The 18,609-nt window shown below is 56.0% G+C and carries 17 protein-coding genes and 1 pseudogene; 5 read left to right on the forward strand and 13 right to left on the reverse strand.

What is annotated here, in order from left to right; translation table 11 throughout:
- Nucleotides 1-5: 5 nt before the first annotated feature.
- Nucleotides 6-803, forward strand: a complete 798-nt coding sequence (locus tag CE153_RS07565; protein ID WP_099595759.1) for an SDR family oxidoreductase — start codon at nt 6-8, stop codon at nt 801-803.
- A gap of 153 nt (nt 804-956) precedes the next feature.
- On the opposite strand, the gene hemW is transcribed toward CE153_RS07565, so the two are convergent.
- Nucleotides 957-2,162, reverse strand: a complete 1,206-nt coding sequence (gene hemW / locus CE153_RS07570) for a radical SAM family heme chaperone HemW (RefSeq protein ID WP_099595760.1) — start codon at nt 2,160-2,162, stop codon at nt 957-959.
- Nucleotides 2,162-4,042, reverse strand: coding sequence for a translation elongation factor 4 (gene lepA / locus CE153_RS07575; RefSeq protein ID WP_099595761.1), 1,881 nt, complete (start codon nt 4,040-4,042; stop codon nt 2,162-2,164). Before lepA ends, hemW begins: the two co-directional genes overlap by 1 nt.
- A gap of 156 nt (nt 4,043-4,198) precedes the next feature.
- Here lepA and rpsT point away from each other — a divergent pair, with 156 nt between their 5' ends.
- The gene (rpsT, locus tag CE153_RS07580) at nt 4,199-4,459 is read left to right on the forward strand and encodes a 30S ribosomal protein S20 (protein WP_003835031.1); all 261 of its coding nucleotides are present in this window, start codon (nt 4,199-4,201) and stop codon (nt 4,457-4,459) included.
- A 97-nt stretch (nt 4,460-4,556) separates the two neighbouring features.
- On the opposite strand, the gene CE153_RS07585 is transcribed toward rpsT, so the two are convergent.
- From CE153_RS07585 to CE153_RS07610, 7 genes and pseudogenes are all read right to left on the reverse strand, one after another.
- Nucleotides 4,557-5,306, reverse strand: a complete 750-nt coding sequence (locus CE153_RS07585) for a trimeric intracellular cation channel family protein (protein ID WP_099595762.1) — start codon at nt 5,304-5,306, stop codon at nt 4,557-4,559.
- Between the two features lie 181 nt (nt 5,307-5,487).
- Nucleotides 5,488-6,615 (reverse strand): branched-chain amino acid aminotransferase, encoded by a 1,128-nt coding sequence (locus tag CE153_RS07590; RefSeq protein ID WP_003835037.1) that lies wholly within the window; start codon nt 6,613-6,615, stop codon nt 5,488-5,490.
- Nucleotides 6,616-7,142: 527 nt separating this feature from the next.
- Nucleotides 7,143-7,558 (reverse strand): annotated as a pseudogene (locus CE153_RS07595) (GNAT family N-acetyltransferase).
- 85 nt (nt 7,559-7,643) lie between these two features.
- On the reverse strand, nt 7,644-8,012 hold the full coding sequence (gene crcB / locus CE153_RS07600; RefSeq protein ID WP_099595763.1) for a fluoride efflux transporter CrcB: 369 nt from the start codon (nt 8,010-8,012) through the stop codon (nt 7,644-7,646).
- Nucleotides 8,009-8,518, reverse strand: coding sequence for a FluC/FEX family fluoride channel (locus tag CE153_RS07605; protein WP_180753451.1), 510 nt, complete (start codon nt 8,516-8,518; stop codon nt 8,009-8,011). The genes crcB and CE153_RS07605 overlap by 4 nt, the downstream gene beginning before the upstream one ends.
- 8 nt (nt 8,519-8,526) lie before the next feature.
- Complete coding sequence (locus CE153_RS09120) at nt 8,527-8,652, reverse strand: hypothetical protein (RefSeq protein WP_260805437.1); 126 nt, start codon at nt 8,650-8,652, stop codon at nt 8,527-8,529.
- A gap of 326 nt (nt 8,653-8,978) precedes the next feature.
- Complete coding sequence (locus CE153_RS07610) at nt 8,979-9,575, reverse strand: 50S ribosomal protein L25/general stress protein Ctc (protein ID WP_099570623.1); 597 nt, start codon at nt 9,573-9,575, stop codon at nt 8,979-8,981.
- 286 nt (nt 9,576-9,861) lie between these two features.
- On the opposite strand from CE153_RS07610, the gene CE153_RS07615 reads away from it, so the two are divergent.
- Nucleotides 9,862-10,857: an alpha/beta hydrolase gene (locus tag CE153_RS07615; RefSeq protein ID WP_099595764.1), complete on the forward strand. Its 996-nt coding sequence runs from the start codon at nt 9,862-9,864 to the stop codon at nt 10,855-10,857.
- 216 nt (nt 10,858-11,073) lie between these two features.
- Nucleotides 11,074-12,360: an OFA family MFS transporter gene (locus tag CE153_RS07620; protein WP_099595765.1), complete on the forward strand. Its 1,287-nt coding sequence runs from the start codon at nt 11,074-11,076 to the stop codon at nt 12,358-12,360.
- A 641-nt stretch (nt 12,361-13,001) separates the two neighbouring features.
- On the opposite strand, the gene CE153_RS09050 is transcribed toward CE153_RS07620, so the two are convergent.
- Nucleotides 13,002-13,187, reverse strand: coding sequence for a hypothetical protein (locus CE153_RS09050; protein WP_236824506.1), 186 nt, complete (start codon nt 13,185-13,187; stop codon nt 13,002-13,004).
- Here CE153_RS09050 and CE153_RS07625 point away from each other — a divergent pair.
- Nucleotides 13,186-15,234, forward strand: a complete 2,049-nt coding sequence (locus tag CE153_RS07625; protein ID WP_236824507.1) for an excinuclease ABC subunit A — start codon at nt 13,186-13,188, stop codon at nt 15,232-15,234. The genes CE153_RS09050 and CE153_RS07625 overlap by 2 nt on opposite strands.
- A 65-nt stretch (nt 15,235-15,299) precedes the next feature.
- Here CE153_RS07625 and nrdF read toward each other — a convergent pair whose 3' ends face one another.
- Genes nrdF through nrdE form a run of 3 tightly spaced genes read right to left on the reverse strand, consistent with a single transcriptional unit; the run spans nt 15,300 to nt 18,607 of the window.
- Nucleotides 15,300-16,292 (reverse strand): class 1b ribonucleoside-diphosphate reductase subunit beta, encoded by a 993-nt coding sequence (gene nrdF / locus CE153_RS07630; RefSeq protein ID WP_039197969.1) that lies wholly within the window; start codon nt 16,290-16,292, stop codon nt 15,300-15,302.
- Complete coding sequence (locus CE153_RS08885) at nt 16,258-16,398, reverse strand: hypothetical protein (protein WP_158332981.1); 141 nt, start codon at nt 16,396-16,398, stop codon at nt 16,258-16,260. Before CE153_RS08885 ends, nrdF begins: the two co-directional genes overlap by 35 nt.
- Before the next feature lie 25 nt (nt 16,399-16,423).
- On the reverse strand, nt 16,424-18,607 hold the full coding sequence (nrdE, locus tag CE153_RS07635) for a class 1b ribonucleoside-diphosphate reductase subunit alpha (protein WP_099595767.1): 2,184 nt from the start codon (nt 18,605-18,607) through the stop codon (nt 16,424-16,426).
- Nucleotides 18,608-18,609 lie beyond the last annotated feature (2 nt).

The following is an 18,609-nucleotide window of genomic DNA, read 5'->3' on the forward strand; positions in this document are numbered from 1 at the left end:
ACCCCATGAACCAGCAACCCACAAGTCGACCGCTCACCGGCAAAACAGCCATCGTCACCGGAGCAAGCCGAGGCATCGGCGCCGCAATCGCACTAAGACTCGCGCAACTCGGCGCCAACGTGACCATCGACTACCTAAGCAACAACGGACGCGCGCAACAGACCGCGCAACATATCGAACACGACGCCACAGCGCTAGGACGCATCATCGTATGCAAGGCAGACGTGACCGACCTAGACCAAGTCAACGAACTCACGCAAACCACAGCCAACACTTTCGGCAGCATCGACATCCTCATCAACAACGCACTCAGTCACTACTCGTTCGACCCGCGCAACCGCAGTACCTTCGACAACACCGACTGGAACGACTATGCAATCCAACTCGAAGGATGCCTCAAAGGCACCTACAACACCTGCACAGCCACACTGCCATACATGCGACGCCAATCATGGGGACGTATCGTCAACATCTCCAGCAACCTCGTCGACAGCCCCATCGTCCCCTACCACGACTACATAGCCGCCAAAGGCGCACTCATCGGGCTCACACGCTCGCTGGCGCAGGAAGCCGGCGCGTGGGGCATCACGGTGAATGCCATCGCCGCAGGTCTGACCGTAGGCACGGATTCAAGCCGCGCCACTACTGAAGATATTCGCGAACATATCATCGAACAGACGCCTTTGGGACGGCTCGCCACCGCCGACGACATCGCAGGGGGCGTAGCGATGCTGGTGGGTGAGGATGCGCGTTTCATCACCGGACAGACATTGCATGTCGATGGCGGACTCACGATGCGCTGATTGTGAACATCCGGCGACAGTCTCGTTCGAGGCGCTATGCCATCGGGCCTCGAATGCAACAACCTGCATCCGAGGCCCGTTTCAATCTGCACACTGTATCCGCCCATACCAAGATGGGCCATCTAAAACCAATTCGTCAGAGGATTATCGGCATTACAACGAGCAGGCGTCGAAGAAACGCTCGATGATGGTGTCGTTGAGCAGGCGTCCGGTTCGGGTTGGAATCACACGTCCGTCACGGATCACGATAAGACCTTCGTCTTCCATGGGTTGGATGCGAGCCATATCAGCCGTGTTTCCAAGGCGGCTCAAATCAAGGCCTTCACGCATGCGCAGACCAAGCATGATGATTTCTTCGAGGTTCTCCTCTTTGGAGATTCGTTCACTTCCCGACCATGGCACATCGCCGGCGTTGATAGCCTGCCCCCACATGCGTGGATGTGCGATATCCCAGCTGCGCAAATCCGAAGTTTTGACTGTTTCGGTTTTTTCCTCCGGCGCAGACTGTTCGGCACCCAGCACATTGCCATAATGGCTGTGCGCACCCGGTCCGAGTCCGGCCCAGTCGACATTGCGCCAGTAGCCAAGATTATGTTGCGATTCATAGCCGGGGCGTGCCCAATTGCTGATCTCGTACCATTCAAGACCGGCCGCGCCCAACAGATCGTCGGCGATCTCATATTTGGTTGCCTCATCGTCGTCATCGGGTGTGGGCAATGTTCCCGCAGCGATCTGACGGCCCATTTTCGTATTCGGAGCAACTGTCAACGCATATGCCGAAATATGGTTGACGCCTAAATCAATCGCCGTGCGTACGGAAGTCCTCCAATCGTCAAGGCTCTCCCCCGGTGCGCCGTAGATCAAATCGACGCTGGATCGCATGCCTGCGGCATTCGCGGCCGCAACCCCTGCCGCAACATTGGCTGGGGTATGGGTACGGTCCAAAGTTTTCAGCACGCTTGGCACGGCCGACTGCATACCGAAGGAAATACGGTTGAAGCCGCCGTCCGCGAGTTCCTTCACATAATCGGCGTTCACCGTGTCCGGATTCGCTTCGGTGGTGATTTCCGCATTCTCGGCAATGCTCCACGTATCGCGCACTGCATTCAACATAGCCACCAGATCCGAGGCTTTCAGAATCGTGGGCGTGCCACCGCCGAAGAAGACGGTGGCCGCTTCCGGTTCGTCAATGCCGTGCGAGCTCTGCCAATCGCGAACGATCGACATTTCTCGAATCACCATGTTGGCGTAGTTGCCGCGCGATGCGCCCGCTCCCATATCGACGGCGGTATACGTGTTGAAATCACAGTACCCACAGCGACGCATGCAGAACGGTACGTGAATGTAGACTTCGAACATCAGCCTTCGGTCTTCTGGGCTGCACGAATCTTGTCTTTGGTATCACGGTCATTGCCGGCATCTCCGGTCGACAATGCGGCGATGAACGCCTCCTGCGGCACCTCGACATGGCCGAGCATCTTCATGCGTTTCTTGCCGGCCTTCTGCTTTTCGAGCAGCTTGCGCTTACGGGAAATGTCGCCGCCATAGCACTTGGCAAGCACGTCCTTACGCAAGGCGCGAATGTTCTCGCGCGCGATGATGCGGGAGCCGATGGCGGCCTGAATCGGGATTTCGAACTGCTGGCGAGGGATGAGCTCACGCAGCTTCTTCGTCATCATCACACCGTAGGAATACGCCTTATCCTTATGCACGATGGCGCTGAACGCATCGACCTTCTCGCCCTGGATGAGAATGTCAACCTTCACCAGATCGGCGGACTGTTCGCCGTCCTCATGGTAGTCCAGCGACGCGTAACCCTTGGTGCGGCTCTTCAACTGGTCGAAGAAGTCGAATACGATTTCGGCCAGCGGAATTCGATAATGCATTTCCACACGGTCGGCGGAAATGTATTCCATGGTGCCCATTTGGCCACGATGGTCCTGGCACAGGTCCATGACAGCGCCGATGAATTCCTTCGGCGTGATGATGTCGGCGGCAACCATCGGTTCGACGATCTGCTTGATCTTGCCGTCGGGGAATTCGCTCGGATTGGTCACACGATGCACGGAATTGTCTTCCGCGGTGACCTCGTATGGCACGTTCGGTGCGGTGGAGATCAAGTCGAGATCGAATTCGCGGCTCAGTCGTTCAGTCACGATTTCCATATGCAGCAGGCCAAGGAAGCCGCAGCGGAAACCGAAGCCCAACGCCACGGACGTTTCCGGCTCGTAGATCAAAGCCGCGTCGTTGAGCTTGAGCTTATCGAGCGCCTCACGAAGTTCCGGATACTGCGCGTTGTCGATTGGGAACAGGCCAGCGTAGACCATGGGCTGCGGGTCACGATAGCCTTCGAGCGGATCGGCCGCAGGCTTGAGCGCGGAAGTGATGGTGTCGCCCACCTTGGACTGACTGACGTCTTTCGCGCCGGTGATAACATAACCGACCTCACCCGCACCAAGCGCCTTTGTAGGCATCATGTCTGGGCTGATCACGCCGATTTCAATCGGATCATGGGTCATGCCAATACCCATCATGTGCAGTTTCTCACGGGAACGCAACTCGCCATCGACCATACGAATGTAGGTGACGATGCCGCGATAGGAGTCGTAGACGGAGTCGAAGATCAGCGCACGCGCGGGAGCTTCCGGATCGCCGGTTGGTGCAGGAACGTCGGCAACAATGCGGTCGAGCAGTTCGGTCACGCCTTCACCGGTTTTACCGGACACGCGCAGCACTTCGGAAGGATCGCAGCCGATCAGGCCTGCGATTTCCTCGGCATGTTTGTCTGGTTCCGCGCTGGGAAGATCGATTTTGTTCAGTACAGGAATGATGGCCAGATCATGGTCAATGGCCATATACAGGTTCGACAGGGTCTGCGCTTCGATGCCCTGCGTCGCGTCGACAAGCAGCACTGCGCCTTCGCATGCGGCGAGAGCGCGGGAAACCTCATAAGTGAAATCGACGTGGCCTGGAGTGTCGATCATGCCGAGGGTATATTCGGTGCCGTCGAACGTCCACGGCACGCGCACAGCCTGCGATTTGATGGTGATGCCACGCTCCTGCTCAATATCCATACGATCCAGGAAACGATCACGCATCTCACGTTCGGGCACGATGCCGCTGAGCTGCAGAATACGGTCTGCCACCGTGGACTTGCCGTGATCGATATGCGCGATGATGCAGAAATTGCGAATCAACGACTGATCGGTGAAACCGGGCTGGTTATGCTGCTGGCCCACGCCATCCTCCTCTTGAAATATTCGACGCAAACGATTCTAACTGCTAGTATCGGCATGGTGAGTCGCGACACTCCTAAGCCCGTTGGCAATTTATCCGCGCGCCATGTTATCATCATCGTTTGTATGTCCTTATAGAAAACGTCGTTTGGAGAAATAGTGGCAAACATTAAGTCGCAGAAGAAGCGCGTTCTCACCAACGAGAAGGCCCACAAGCGCAACGTGGCCGTGAAGTCCAGCCTGAAGACTGCCGTTCGCGCCACCCGTGAAGCTATCGCCGCCGGCGATAAGTCCGCAGCAGAAGCCGCCTACAAGGTCGCAGCTCAGAAGCTCGACAAGGCTGCTGGCGCTGGCGTGATCCACAAGAACCAGGCTGCTAACCGCAAGTCCGGTCTTGCCGTGGCCATCAACGCTCTCTGAGTTTTAGAAGCTCACAGCTAACGAAAATCCCGCAGGTTTTTCCTGCGGGATTTTTTGTTACGCAAATGTCTTCCGTTTAATTACCATCTCACTGTCGCTACCTACGCTTGTCACACTTGCGTTTGTCGGAATCCTTATCAGAATGAATGACCGGTCGTTTCAAATATTTCGCTTCACTTGGCAGATATGTATTATGACGCACCAACGCTCCCGGAAGCTGAATGTCGAAAATCACCGATACCAATCGCATGCTGACCATCAATGCGACGATCAGCAGATCAAGCACCACTTCGGCTGGAAAACTGACGATTCCAGCGTCCACGCCTTTGCAGACAAGCACCGTCAGTACGCACCCCACGGCAGATGGAACCGCATACCAATGTTTGTCACGAATCACCATCGGCACTTCGTTGATGAGCATGTCTCGAATCAGGCCACCTCCAAGCGCGGTGAACATGCCGAGAAAAACCGCGGTCATGCCTGACGTGTGGTACATCATGGCTTTGCTGGTACCGTTGACCGCATACAATCCCAATGCCAGAGCGTCCAACGACAGCATGGACCATTTGAGCTCGTTGATTTCGGGATGGCACACCGCGACGGCCACCGAAGCCAGCAGAGCAACGACCACCAGTCCTTTATCCGACACGCCTACCGGTGGCGCGATGCCCAGCAGCACGTCACGGATGATTCCTCCGCCCAATGCGGTGAGCCATGTGGTGACGAGAATCGCGAAGATATCGTAGCCTTTGCGCACGGCGGCAATTCCGCCGCACATGCCGCAGCAGAACGTCGCCAAATATTCAATCCCCCAAAAGAAGGCATTACTCTCCAACGCCACCGACATGCTTTCCCATCCTTTTCCCTTCCCTCACTCTCGGATTTCGCGACTTCCCATCGTACACAATAAGCCGAGGGGCGGGAAACATGGTGTTCGACCGTAGGTTTGGCCGAACGGCCTTGAGTGTGTCGAACACCATGTTTCCCGCCCCTCGGCGGACTTTGAACTATAAGTCAGTCGCTAAAAATCAGCAGACCTTCCACATCCAGTTGTGCGGATCCTCGATCTCGCCAAGCTGGATGCCCAGCAGCTGGTTGCGCAGGTTCACGGTGAATTCGCCGGAGTTGCCGTCGGCAACGGTCACGTCGAACTTCTCGGACTTGAAACGACCGATCGGGGTGATGATGGCTGCGGTACCGCAAGCGAACACCTCGGTGACTTCGCCGGACTTGATGTCTTCGAGCAACTGGTCCAGAGCGATCATGGTTTCGACCACGTCGTGGCCGTTGTCCTGGATGAGCTGAATCAGGGAGCGACGGGTCACGCCCGGCAGAATGTTGCCGGTCAGAGACGGGGTCTCCACGTGGCCGTCCTTGTGCACGACCATCATGTTCATGCCGCCAAGCTCCTCAAGGTAGGTCTTGGTGGCGGCGTCGACGAAGCAGACCTGCTCGCAGCCGTGGTCGATGCCGGTGTATTCGCCCAGCAGAGATGCGGCATAGTTGCCACCGCACTTGGCGAAGCCAGTACCGCCAGGACCAGTGCGGAACCACTTGTCTTCAACCCAGATGCTGACCGGCTTCACGCCGCCCGGGAAGTACGGGCCGGACGGGGATGCGATCACGCAGTAGTCCACTTCCTGCGGAGCACGCACGCCGAGGAACGGCTCGGAAGCGAACATGAACGGACGCATGTACAGGGTGTACTCGCGGCGGGTCGGAACCCAGTTCACGTCACGCTTGACGAGGGCGGCCACGGAACCGATGAAATCGTCGATCGGCAGTTCCGGCAGGTACAGACGCTTGGCGGAGTTCTGGAAACGCTCGGCGTTCGCATCCGGGCGGAACAGCCAAGTGGAGCCGTCGGCATGACGGTAGGCCTTCAGGCCTTCGAAGCATTCCTGAGCGTAGTGCAGAACGGATGCGCCCGGGTCCATCTTCAGCGGCGCATACGGCTCGATGCGACGGTCTCCCCAGCCTTCGCCCTTGGTCCAAGTCATGTGGGCCATATTGTCGGAGAAGACCTGACCGAATGCCGGCTTGTCGATGAGTTCGGCACGCTTGGCGTCGGAGGCCGGGTTTTCGTTCGGGAGCACAGTGAACTTCTCGGTGAGCTTGTCGAGCTCTGCCGGATCGTGATGATTCTGTTCAGTCATTCTTTACTTCTTCTTGTTGCAGCCGCCCGAAAGCGGCCCGCGGTTGTTGGTATTCCAGCGCTTGTGGCACCGGTTCTGGTTAGTAACTCTCCCACATCATAATCTCTTTCGATTACAAGCGTTCGCGATATGAGATAGGAAGAAACATCCTGCGAAAAAGTTGCTGCCCTCACGACTGTCGGCACCCGCCACAGCTTCGTTCGACTAAAAGAGCTCCCAGGGTTGGACACTGTCAGGAGGCCTAGGGAACTGCTGTTAACTGCCATGGTACATCAACTTCCTTTACTCCGGAAACAGCACAATGGCACGACCTGCCATATATAAGCGAGATACAGCCCGCTCGCTCCTCTCCCAGCTATTCCAGCATAGACACCCTCAGATCCGTCCTCGAAGTATGAGAGAGACACGACGTAAAGTGCACCAGCCAGTTTAAGAAAAATCTGACGCTGGACAAGAAGCAGAATAAGAATCTCGAAAAATTATTTGAGGCAATCGAAATTTCGGCAAGCGGCGGCACGTTGCCTATTTCAACGGCGTTCTCCCGGATTGCGGATCTGCATGGCCACGCCGTCTTCCATGATTGAGAAGCCGTGCTTCTGATAGAAGGTGGCGTTCTTGCTTTCTTCCGGCATGACTTCAATATAAAAAGGTAGTCGCAGTATTTCTCTTTGACCATGCCCACCAGATGGCCTGCGATGCCATGACCCTGATACTCCGGATCGACCAGCACGTAATGCGTGTAAGCCACCATCTCAGTGTCATCAAGCACGCGCACCAAGCCCACCAAGCGGTCGCCGTCCCATGCGCTGAACACGGTGGACGATCCCATCAGAGCCCTGTGCAGACGTTCCGGATATTCACCCGACACCCATCCGACGGATCGGAACAGTTGCTGCACCTGCTCTTTGGCGAACCCCTTTTCATCGGTATACGTGATTTCCATAGCCCCGAGCGTAGCTGCATGTTACGCGCGGACTTAAGCCAGTCTCTGCATTGGGACATGATTTTGGAATCACGTTTACGTTGGCTCAGGCCAGCCAGTAACCGCACGCAACGGCCATGACAGGCACGACGATCGAAGCCAGAGCATAACCGATGAAACAAGCGATTTTCCCATTGCGCAGGAGCGTAACCGTCTCGTTCATCATAGTTGAGAACGTTGAGAAACCGCCGAGAAATCCTGTTGCAAGCAGTAGGCGGCAGTCGGGGCTTATGATGTTCGCCGCGAACAATCCCGCCACCAAGCCGGCAAGCAGACCGGCCACAACATTGATGGCAAACGTCGAAAGCGGGAACGTTTTGCGCCACAATGCCTTGATATACGAATCGCAGATATAGCGTGCGGCCGCGCCGGCGCCACCGCATGCGCATACGCCGATCGCAAGCATTGCGCTCATCGGATCGCCTCCTTGTCAGCATGTTCGTCTTTGTTTCGTTCCGCCATCCACGAACCGCATAAGGCACCGGTGTCGGCGAGCGCAAAACCGACAATGAACGTTGCGCAGCAATAGGTGAGGACGCTGGGAATCGCGTGATCGTCAATCATCATGAATTCTTCCAATGCGAGCGTGGACATGGTGGAAAGGCCTCCGCACATGCCCATGCCGAATCCACGATTCACGTATTCTTTTGCACAGCCTTTCAACAGACTGGAAGATCCCAGCCATGCGGAAAGCGCCGCATATACGAAGCAGGCCACCATATTGGCTGCGAATGTGCCGACGTGAAAGCTGCCCACGTCCGCAATGAACGAGCTCGCATACCGCAGTCCCGTGCCGACGCATCCGCCAAGGAATACCACCATCACCACATCAAGCCGAATAATACGCTTATTCAAATGTTTCTCTCTTCCGCACCGTCTCACTTTCTCTCTCGTGCATTGTTTCCGTGCACCGTCAGTCATACTAGTCGTTATTCGATTGGAATGCTGATGCACGTCACGTATTTGCCGGAATCCTGCGTCAGACCATTGTCGATCAGTGTGATCTCACGTGGGAAGCCTACCACCGTCAAATGATGATTCTCGATATAGTCCATTAATGTGCGGCATCAGGATGGCTGCCGGGAAAACGGATCGTCACGCAGTCCGTCTCCGGCAGTACGCAAACGTTCCCCTCGCACCCGACAGTGCCATACGGGTTCACTGAACGTATAGGCGAGTATAGCCCGTATCCACCCGTTGTACCAATATTGCGTAAGAAATGCAGGATTCGCCGTCAGTTTCGTATGCCTTCCAGCTCATAGAACGGATGTTGCCGGGGTACGAAAAAGCCCATGTGCGTCTGAGCACATGGGCTTTTCATCATCTTTTACGGTTTTTCAAAACCGTAAGATGGAAGTTTGCTTCCTTAAGCTAGCTGAGCTCACTCAGCGTCGGCAGCCGGAGCGGCTTCGACCGGAGCAGCCTCACCGGCAGCGTCTTCCGGCACCTCGACGGTGACGACGGACTCTTCCGGATCCTCAACGTCGAGCACAACGCCTTCCGGCAGCACGACGTCCTTGGCGAAGACCTTGGAACCGTCGGTCAGGCCGTCAACGTTGACCACGATCTTCTCCGGCAGGTTAGCGACATCAGCGCGAACCTTGAGCTCCTGAATGTCGACGAATGCGACGGCAGCGCCCTTCGGGGTGCCCTCAACGAACACCGGCACCTCGACGTCGATCTTCTCGCCGGCCTTGACCTCATAGAAGTCAACGTGCTCGACGATGCGCTTCACCGGGTTGCGCTGAACGTCCTTGACGACGGCCATCTTGGTCTCTTCACCGTACTTGATGGTGAACAGAGCGTTGGTGTGGCGCAGGGACAGGGTGGTCTCCTTCATCGGCAGCTGCACGAAGACCGGCTCTTCGCCGCCTGCGTACACAGTGGCCGGAATGAGGTTAGCAACGCGCATGCGGCGGGCAGCGCCCTTGCCGAACTCGGTACGGGCAGCACCTTCGAGGGTAATGGTGGTAGCCATGGGCTATTTCTCCTTGTTGTATTCGTTCATTCTGTTTCGGCGCATCAACGAGCCGTGGAAAGAGCTCCTGCAAGGAGTTGTGAATCACACGCCGAGTCGATAACGGAAGCCATACGCTTCCCTCGCCAAGACAACATTCAACCAGTATACGGCAGGGACGGACATCATCGGAAAACGTCACAAATCAAAAATGGAAAAATCCGTCAAAGCCCACGAAAACGCCGTACGCACGTACAATCGATAGTAATTGTGAACAATCCGTCAATCGCAAGGAATCGAGACAGCAATGAAGCATAACAATGACCCGATCGTTCGTGATATTTGCATCGCCACGGGAGCCGTGGCGGCTGCCTGTATCGCATCGTTGTCCGCGACTGCGAAATATCTGTTCCATTTCTGCATCGATACGCAATGGAAACGTTCCGTTTTCCATCAATCGCTGATTGCTCCGGAACGTATCGAAAAACTTCAGCAGGGTGAGGCAAAGGAAGCAGGAGAATGGTTCTCGCAAGCCAAACAGCCGGTGACGATTACCAGCGATGATGGACTTCGACTGCACGGATGGCTGTTCGATCCGGATTGCACTGCGCCGAAACCACACCTGTACGCGATCTGCATGCATGGCTATACCGGCGTGCCGGAGGAAACCGCGAAATGGGCACATCGTTACGCCCGCATGGGATTCACCGTATTGGTTCCGTCGCAGCGCGCCCAAGACCTGAGCGAGGGACGATACGTCGGCATGGGCTGGCTTGAACGCAATGATCTACTGAATTGGATCGACCTTATCGTGTCGAGTGACGCCGACGCCCGTATCCTGCTGTATGGCGGTTCGATGGGCGCGGCAACGGTAATGATGACGACGGGAGACCCGCGTCTGCCGCGCAATGTGGTGTCCGCGATCGTCGATAGCGGCTACACGTCTGCACGCATGGTGTTCATCGACAACCTTCGGCATTCGTCGCATCTGCCGAAACCGCTTGCCGCGGCATGCGTGGATGCCACGGGATTGTTCTGCAAACATTATGCAGGGTACGATTTTTCGGAAGCCACCTGTCTGCAGTCGCTCAGACATACCGTCATTCCGGTGCTGTTCATCCATGGCGAACAGGACGACATCGTGAGCTCACGTTTCCTCAAGATCAATTACGAAGCGTGCTCGAGCATCGATCGGGAAAAGCTCATGGTTCCCGACGCACGCCATATGGAAGCATCCGTCGTGGATCCCGAACTGTATTGGAACACCGTCAACACCTTCATCAAACGCACATTCGAATTGTGAACCATGAAAACTGTGTCAAGACTCACATGAGATTTTCCTCATGTTTATTCCCAAAGTGAACATACGCAATGTTCACTTGTTGGAAAATCCAATGAAATCAACGGCTTACCCACTCCTGTCACCTCCCGGCACGCTCAAGGCCATGGAATACTCCACCATTATCTTGTTGTTTGTTCGTCGCAGAGCGAACAAACAACAGAGAGGAACGAATATTACATGGCCAATCAACAACATGGGGAAAACCGTTGGGTGCGCGCCGTCATTCCGGCGTTGCTCATTCATATCTCAATCGGCACCGTGTACTGCTGGAGCGTGTTCAAACAGCTGATCGCCGATCAGATGCATGTGGCCCCAGGCATTGTGGAATGGGGCTTCTCGCTTGCCATCTTCTTCCTTGGCATGTCAGCCGCCTTCCTTGGACCCTTCGTCGAAAAGGACATCAAGAAATCGGCTTTGATCTCGACGGTCTGCTTCGTCTGTGGGTTCGCCGGTACTGGAGCCAGTATCGCGGCGGGATGGCTCCCCGGCGTGTTCATCTTCTATGGCGTAATCATGGGTATCGGGTTGGGCGTCGGCTATCTGACGCCGGTGAAGAACCTGATGCTGTGGTTCGCCGACAACAAGGGTCTCGCCACCGGCATCGCCGTCGCGGGATTCGGTCTGGCCAAGGCCATCGCAAGCCCGGTCATGCAGTGGCTGATCTCCACCGTCGGACTGGCGCCCATGTTCTACATCCTCGCAGCCGTCTATGCGTTGATGATGCTGCTGGGATTCGCGCTGATCAAGCGCCCCGCCGGATACGTGTACTCCGCTGAGACCCGCATCCGTCGTCGCGACATCATGAAGAAGCCGGTGTTCTGGGCGATCTGGCTGGCCTTCTACCTCAACATCACCTGCGGTCTGGCACTGATCTCCCAGGAGAAGGACATCCTGCATGATGCGCTGTCCATTCTTCCAAAGTACGCGTCGCTGAACGCGGCCCAGCTGGCCACGGCCATCGCGGGAAGCATCAGCGTCGTCCTAGCCGTCGATGCCGTGTTCAATGCTGCCGGACGTATCGGGTTCTCCACGCTGTCCGACCACTGCAAGCGCCGTGAGACCGCATATCTGGTGATTTTCATCATGTCCATCGCGGTGTGCGCGTTGCAGATCTTCACGCATTCGATTGACAACGGCACCCTATGGCTGATTGTGGCGATGCTGTTCCTCGTCAACGCCGGCTATGGCGGCGGCTTCTCCACGCTGCCGGTGCTGCTTGAGCAGCACTTCGGCATGAAGTCGGTGTCCACCGTGCACGGACTGGCTTTGAGCGCGTGGGCGTTCGCCGGATTGTCCGGCAACCAGCTGGCGTCCTTCGTTGTCTCTCATACGGCGGATGCGGCCCACCGATACAGCGCGCTGATTCCGATCATCACCGTACTGTACGCCGTCGCTCTCGCGTCCATCATCGCCGTGACGCTCGCCACGAAAGGCAAGAGCGCCAACGCCTTATCAGCGTGTTGAGCGACATGATACATCGTTCAACACGCTGACACGGCGGATGAGCCCATCAACGCCTTATGCGGATGTTCTGAGCATTCGCTTGTTAGCCGCCCTGCGCCGGGGAACAGACTTCGGTCCTGTTCCCCGGCGAACTTCTTCCCATTGATATGTATATGATTCCTTCCTTTTCCAATCCATTTCCCCGTATTCCACCGCATCGCCCTCCGATTCATGTACGCTGACGGTAGCCGTGAAAAACAATGGCATCCCCTCCGTTGCGGTCGAATATATGGATCAGATACCACAATTGCAGCAATACCATGACGAACAAGGTTCCCCTGCCCGCGTGTTTTCCGCCACACAGGTACTGTAGTGGGTATGGAACAATCATCTGGAGCTTTCCCGCCGTCCCGCATCGAAGTGCGCGGTGCCTGCGTACATAATCTCAAGAACGTCGACGTCGACATTCCGTTGAACAAATTAGTCGGCATCGCCGGTATCTCCGGGTCCGGAAAGAGCTCTCTCGCTTTAGGTGTGCTATACGCTGAAGGATCCCGACGTTATCTGGAGGCTTTGTCGACGTATACCAGGCGACGTCTCACCCAAGCGAGTCGAGCGCAGGTAGTCGACATACGTCATGTGCCCGCGGCTCTCGCCCTCCATCAAAGACCTTCAGTGCCCGGCGTGCGATCCACGTTCGGTACGATGACGGAGTTACTCAACAGTCTGCGTCTGTTGTTCTCCCGTTGCGCCTCGCATGTCTGCGAGCATTGTGGCGTACGCAACCATCCCACAATGAACGTGGCGGCCGAGTTACCTATACGATGCGCATCCTGCAACCAACTCATGCACCCACCATCCGCCGAACAGCTGTCGTTCAATTCCGCCGGCGCATGCCCGACCTGCTCCGGAACAGGCATCGTGCGAATCGTCGACCGTGCTTCCCTGGTGCCAGACGAGACCAAAAGCATCGACGACGGCGCAGTATTACCATGGGGATCGTTGATGTGGGATCTGATGAAGCAGGTGTGCGGCGCGATGGGAGTGCGCACGAACATTCCATTCAACCAGCTGACCGACGCCGAGCGGGACATCGTGTTCAACGGCCCGGCCGTCAAGAAGCATATTCTATACAAACCGAAGAAAGGCAATGATTTCGCCGAACTTGACTTCACGTACTTCAACGCCGTGTATACCGTGGAGAACGCGCTCGCCAAAGCCAAGGATGAGAAGGGTATCAAACGCGTGTCGAGATTCCTCAGCGAGCAACCATGTCCGGATTGTTTCGGTACGAGGCTTTCACAGCAGGCTCGTCAACCGCAGATTCTCGGTATTGATCTGGCACAAGCCACGGCGATGACACTTGACGAAACGATACGTTGGGTGCGTTCAGTACCTAAGTCATTGCCGCAGGAGATGCGTGCGATGGCCACAGCCATCTGCGAATCGTTCGAGGATACGGCCGAGCGGCTCGTGGAACTCGGATTATGCTATTTGTCGCTTGACCGCGCAGGTGCGACACTGTCCACCGGCGAGCGCCAACGTGTGCAGTTGGCCCGTTCGGTGCGTAACCGCACTACAGGCGTGCTGTATGTGCTGGATGAACCTTCTATCGGATTGCATCCGGCGAATGTGGATGGACTGTTGGGCGTGATGCGCGATTTGGTGGCTGACGGCAATTCGGTGGTTGTGGTCGATCATGATACCCGTGTGCTTGCCGCGATGGATCATTTGGTGGAGATGGGTCCAACGGCCGGTGCCGAAGGTGGTCATGTGATCGCTCAGGGTGCGGTGGCGGATGTCATGACGGCATCTGGTTCTCAGATAGCGTCTTTTCTGCGTGATGGTGGCAAAATACATGAGCGGTCGCGGCCGCAGATTGACTTAGATGCGATGTTCGCCAAGGGTCGGATTCATTTGGAGACGAATACCGTGCATACGGTGCATCCGTTATTGGTGGACATTCCGCGAGGACGTCTCACTGTGGTGTCTGGCGTGTCGGGTTCCGGTAAGACGACGATGGTGTTGGAGGCACTGGTCCCTGCGTTGCGCTCGGCCGCTGATGGTACCGTTTTCCCGAGCTCGATTCGTCTGATTGACGCGGATGACATTTCGAAAGTGGAACTGATCGATGCCACGCCCATTGGAGCAAACATCCGTTCGACCGTGGCGACATATTGCGGTGTTCACGATGATCTGCGTCGTGCGTTTGCGAAGACTTCCGACGCCCATAAGAAGAATCTCAAACCTGGCGCATTCTCATACAATACGGGCAAGTTGCGCTGCTCCACTTGCGATGGAACCGGTACCATTTCGTTGGACGTGCAGTTCCTGCCCGATGTTGACGTCACGTGTCCCGATTGCCATGGGACACGGTATGCACAGACCGCCGATGACATCCGATTGGTTTGCGCGGACAGCGTCGCCCGTTCACTGCCGGAATTGATGCTGCTAAGCGTCGACGAGATGATGCCTCTATTGGATTTCCTACGCCCCGTTCGATCGAAACTGGCCACACTGCATGAGCTTGGCCTGGGGTATCTGACACTTGGCGAGCCGACTCCTGCGTTATCAGGCGGCGAAGCGCAACGGCTGAAGCTGGCCAGCGAAATGGGACGCGGACAGTCCGGTTCGGTATTCGTGTTCGACGAGCCGACGATCGGGCTACACCCGTTGGATGTGCTGGTATTACTACGCGTGTTCGACTCGCTGGTGGCTTCTGGGGCGACAGTTGTAGTAATCGAACATGATCTTGATGTAATCGCGAATGCGGATTATCTCATCGACATGGGTCCGGGCGGAGGCATGGCCGGCGGTCGCATCGTATGCGAGGGAACACCGGAAACGGTCCGTGCCTGTCCTGACAGCGTCACGGGCAGATATCTGCGTGGATGATCCGACGCGAACTCGCCCGTGACGGTTTCCCGTAGCTGCTTTCCTCGGGGTTGTCTGGGATACAGTCAGAAATCCCAGTCATCGTCGTCGGTCTCGACTGATTTGCCCATTACGTACGAGCTTCCCGAACCGGAGAAGAAGTCATGGTTCTCATCGGCGTTCGGACTTAACGCGGCAAGGATCGACGGGTTCACGTCGCAGATCTCTTGTGGAAAAAGCGCTGGATATCCGAGATTCATCAACGCCTTGTTGCCGTTGTATCGCAGGAACTTTTCGACATCCTGCGTCAATCCGACAGGCTCGTAGAGGCTGCGCGTATACTCCACCTCGTTATCATACAACTCGTTGAGCAGGTCGTAGGTGTAGTCGCGCAGTTCACTGCGTTTGTCCTCGCCGACCCGCTCGAGCCCTTTTTGATATTTGTATCCGATGTAATAACCATGCACGGCTTCATCGCGGATGATCAAACGGATCACGTCGGCGGTGTTGGTGAGTTTGGCGTGCGCGGAGAAATACATCGGTAGATAGAAGCCTGAGTAGAACAGGAACGATTCCAGCAGCGTGGAGGCCACTTTGCGTTTGAGTGGACTGTCCCCCTCGTAATAGTCGAGCACGATGCGCGCTTTTCTTTGCAGATACTCGTTCTCTTCGCTCCAAGAGAACGCTTCGTCGATCTGTCGGGTGGAACACAAGGTGGAAAAAATCGAGGAATAGCTTTTGGCGTGCACTGATTCCATGAACGCGATGTTCGTATAAACGGCTTCCTCATGCGGGGTAAGCGCATCAGGTATGAGGCTGACCGCGCCAACGGTTCCCTGGATAGTGTCAAGCAAGGTGAGGCCGGTGAATACGCGCATGGTCAACGTATGTTCAGCCTCGCTCATTCCGCGCCAAACGGGCAGATCATTGGAGACTGGCACTTTCTCCGGCAGCCAAAAATTGCCGGTCAGCCTGTCCCATACTTCAAGGTCCTTATCATCCTCGAGTTTGTTCCAGTTAATGGCGCTCACGCGGTCAATGAGCTTAATTCTCTGCCGAGGTACGGATATCGGTGCCATGATGGTCGTCCTTTCTGATCGTCGTCTTATTGTCGCGGCCGTATAGCCGCCTGTATTCGTCCGGAGCCGTCAGACGAAGCATCGCGCGGTAAACCAAACGAGACATGCCTTTTCCTTTCAAGCCAAGAGTTTCACAACATGCAGCTGACGCAGCCTTGCACTTCGGTGCCAGACAACGCCTGCTGACGAATGCGGATGTAATACAGCGTTTTGATGCCTTTGCGCCACGCATAAATCTGCGCCTTGTTCAAATCTCGGGTAGTCGCCGTATCGGGAAAGAACAAGGTCAACGACAGACCCTGATCGACATGCCGTGTTGCCTCGGCATACGTATCGACAATGGCCTTCCATCCGATTTCGTACGCATCCGCGAAATACTGGAGATTGTCGTTGGTCATATAGGGAGCCGGATAGTAGATCCGTCCAATCTTGCCTTCCTTACGAATCTCAATCTTCGAGGCGATAGGATGGATGGAACTCGTGGAATGATTGATGTACGAAATTGACCCCGTGGGCGGCACGGCCTGTAGATATTGGTTGAAGATACCGTCACGCATGATGTCGTCACGCAGACGCCGCCAATCATCCTCGTCGGGGATATGGATGCCACGTTGTGCGAACAGCGACGCGACTTTTCCGGTCTTCGGCACCAGCGATCGCTCGCCGTCCGTGTATTTGTCGAAATAGTTGCCCGCGCCGGCAGGCTTCGCATAGGCAGACCGTTCGAAGCCTCTAAACCGTGTCCCGCGTTCGACTGCGAGATCATGCGAGGCACGGTAGGCATGGTAGGCAACGGTCATGAAGTACATGTCGGTGAAGTCGAGGGCTTCCGGCGAACCGTACATGATCGATTCTCTGGCAAGGAATCCATGGAGGTTCATCTGTCCCAATCCGATGGCATGGCCTTCGTCGTTGGCGCGTCGGATGGATGGCACACATGCGATGTCCGTATGTTCCGACACCGAGGTCAGTGCGCGAATCGCACGTTCCACAGTTCGTCCCAAATCACCGTCCATCGCTTTGGCGATGTTGAGCGATCCAAGATTGCAGGACACGTCACGTCCCACGTGATCGTAGGACAGATCCTCATGATAGGTGCTTGGCTCCTGCACTTGGAGGATCTCCGAGCACAGGTTGCTCATGGCGATTCGTCCGTCGATCGGGTTGGCTCGGTTCACAGTATCTTCGAACACCATGTACGGGTATCCGGATTCGAATTGCAATTCGGCCAAAGTCATGAAGAACTCTCGTGCGTCGATGTAGGTTTTCCCGATGCGTTCATCGTCCACCATATTCCGGTAGTTTTCGCTGATGGAAACATCGGCAAAGGGCCTGCCCATGACGCGTTCGACGTCATATGGGCTGAACAGGGCCATAGGTTCGTGTCTCTTCGCCAGCTCGAATGTGATATCGGGGATCACTACTCCAAGAGCCAAAGATTTGATGCGAATCTTCTCATCCGCATTCTCGCGTTTGGTATCGAGGAAATGCATGATGTCCGGATGATGAGCGTTGAGGTACACCGCACCGGCACCCTGTCTAGCGCCCAACTGGTTGGCATAGCTGAAAGAGTCCTCAAGCAGTTTCATCACAGGCACAACGCCGCTGGACTGGTGTTTGATGCGCTTGATGGGCGCGCCGGCCTCGCGCAGATTGCTAAGCAACAGCGCGACGCCTCCACCTCGTTTGCTCAACTGCAATGCGGCGTTGATGCCACGCGATATGGACTCCATGTTGTCTTCGATACGTATGAGAAAACAGCTGACTGCCTCTCCGCGCTGCGCTTTGCCGAGGTTGAGGAAAGTGGGCGTCGCCGGTTGGAAACGCCCTGATATAAGTTCTTCAAAATACGATTCGGCGGCCGCATGGTCGCCGGCGGCAAGCGCGAGCGCAACGGCGGCCGCGCGTTGAGGGAAGTTCTCCAGGTATTGTTTGCCGTCGAAGGTTTTCAATGCGTATGAGCGGTAGAACTTGAATGCTCCGAGGAATGTATCGAATTCGAATCCGCAGTCATCCACGTTGCGGTAGAACCTGTCAAGGAATTCGGCATCATATTGGGCAAATACGGATTCGTCGTAATAGCCGTCTGCGATGAGCCGGCTGAGTCTGTCTTGCGTGGAGTTGAAGCGGACGGTGTTCGGCAGCACGTGCTTTTCGACGTACTCACGTACGGCTTGGATGTCTTTATCAAATTGGATGCGCCCCTGCTTGTCGTAGAGATTCAGCATCGCGTTGAGCGAGTGCCAGTCATGGACGCGATCGTAGGAGGCTATGACGTCGGTTGCTGCGTGTGGTGTCGTTGAATCTTCTGGCATGG

Origin of the sequence: Bifidobacterium sp. N4G05 (genome assembly GCF_002742445.1) — a bacterium.
Classification (GTDB): Bacteria; Actinomycetota; Actinomycetes; order Actinomycetales; family Bifidobacteriaceae; genus Bifidobacterium; species Bifidobacterium hominis.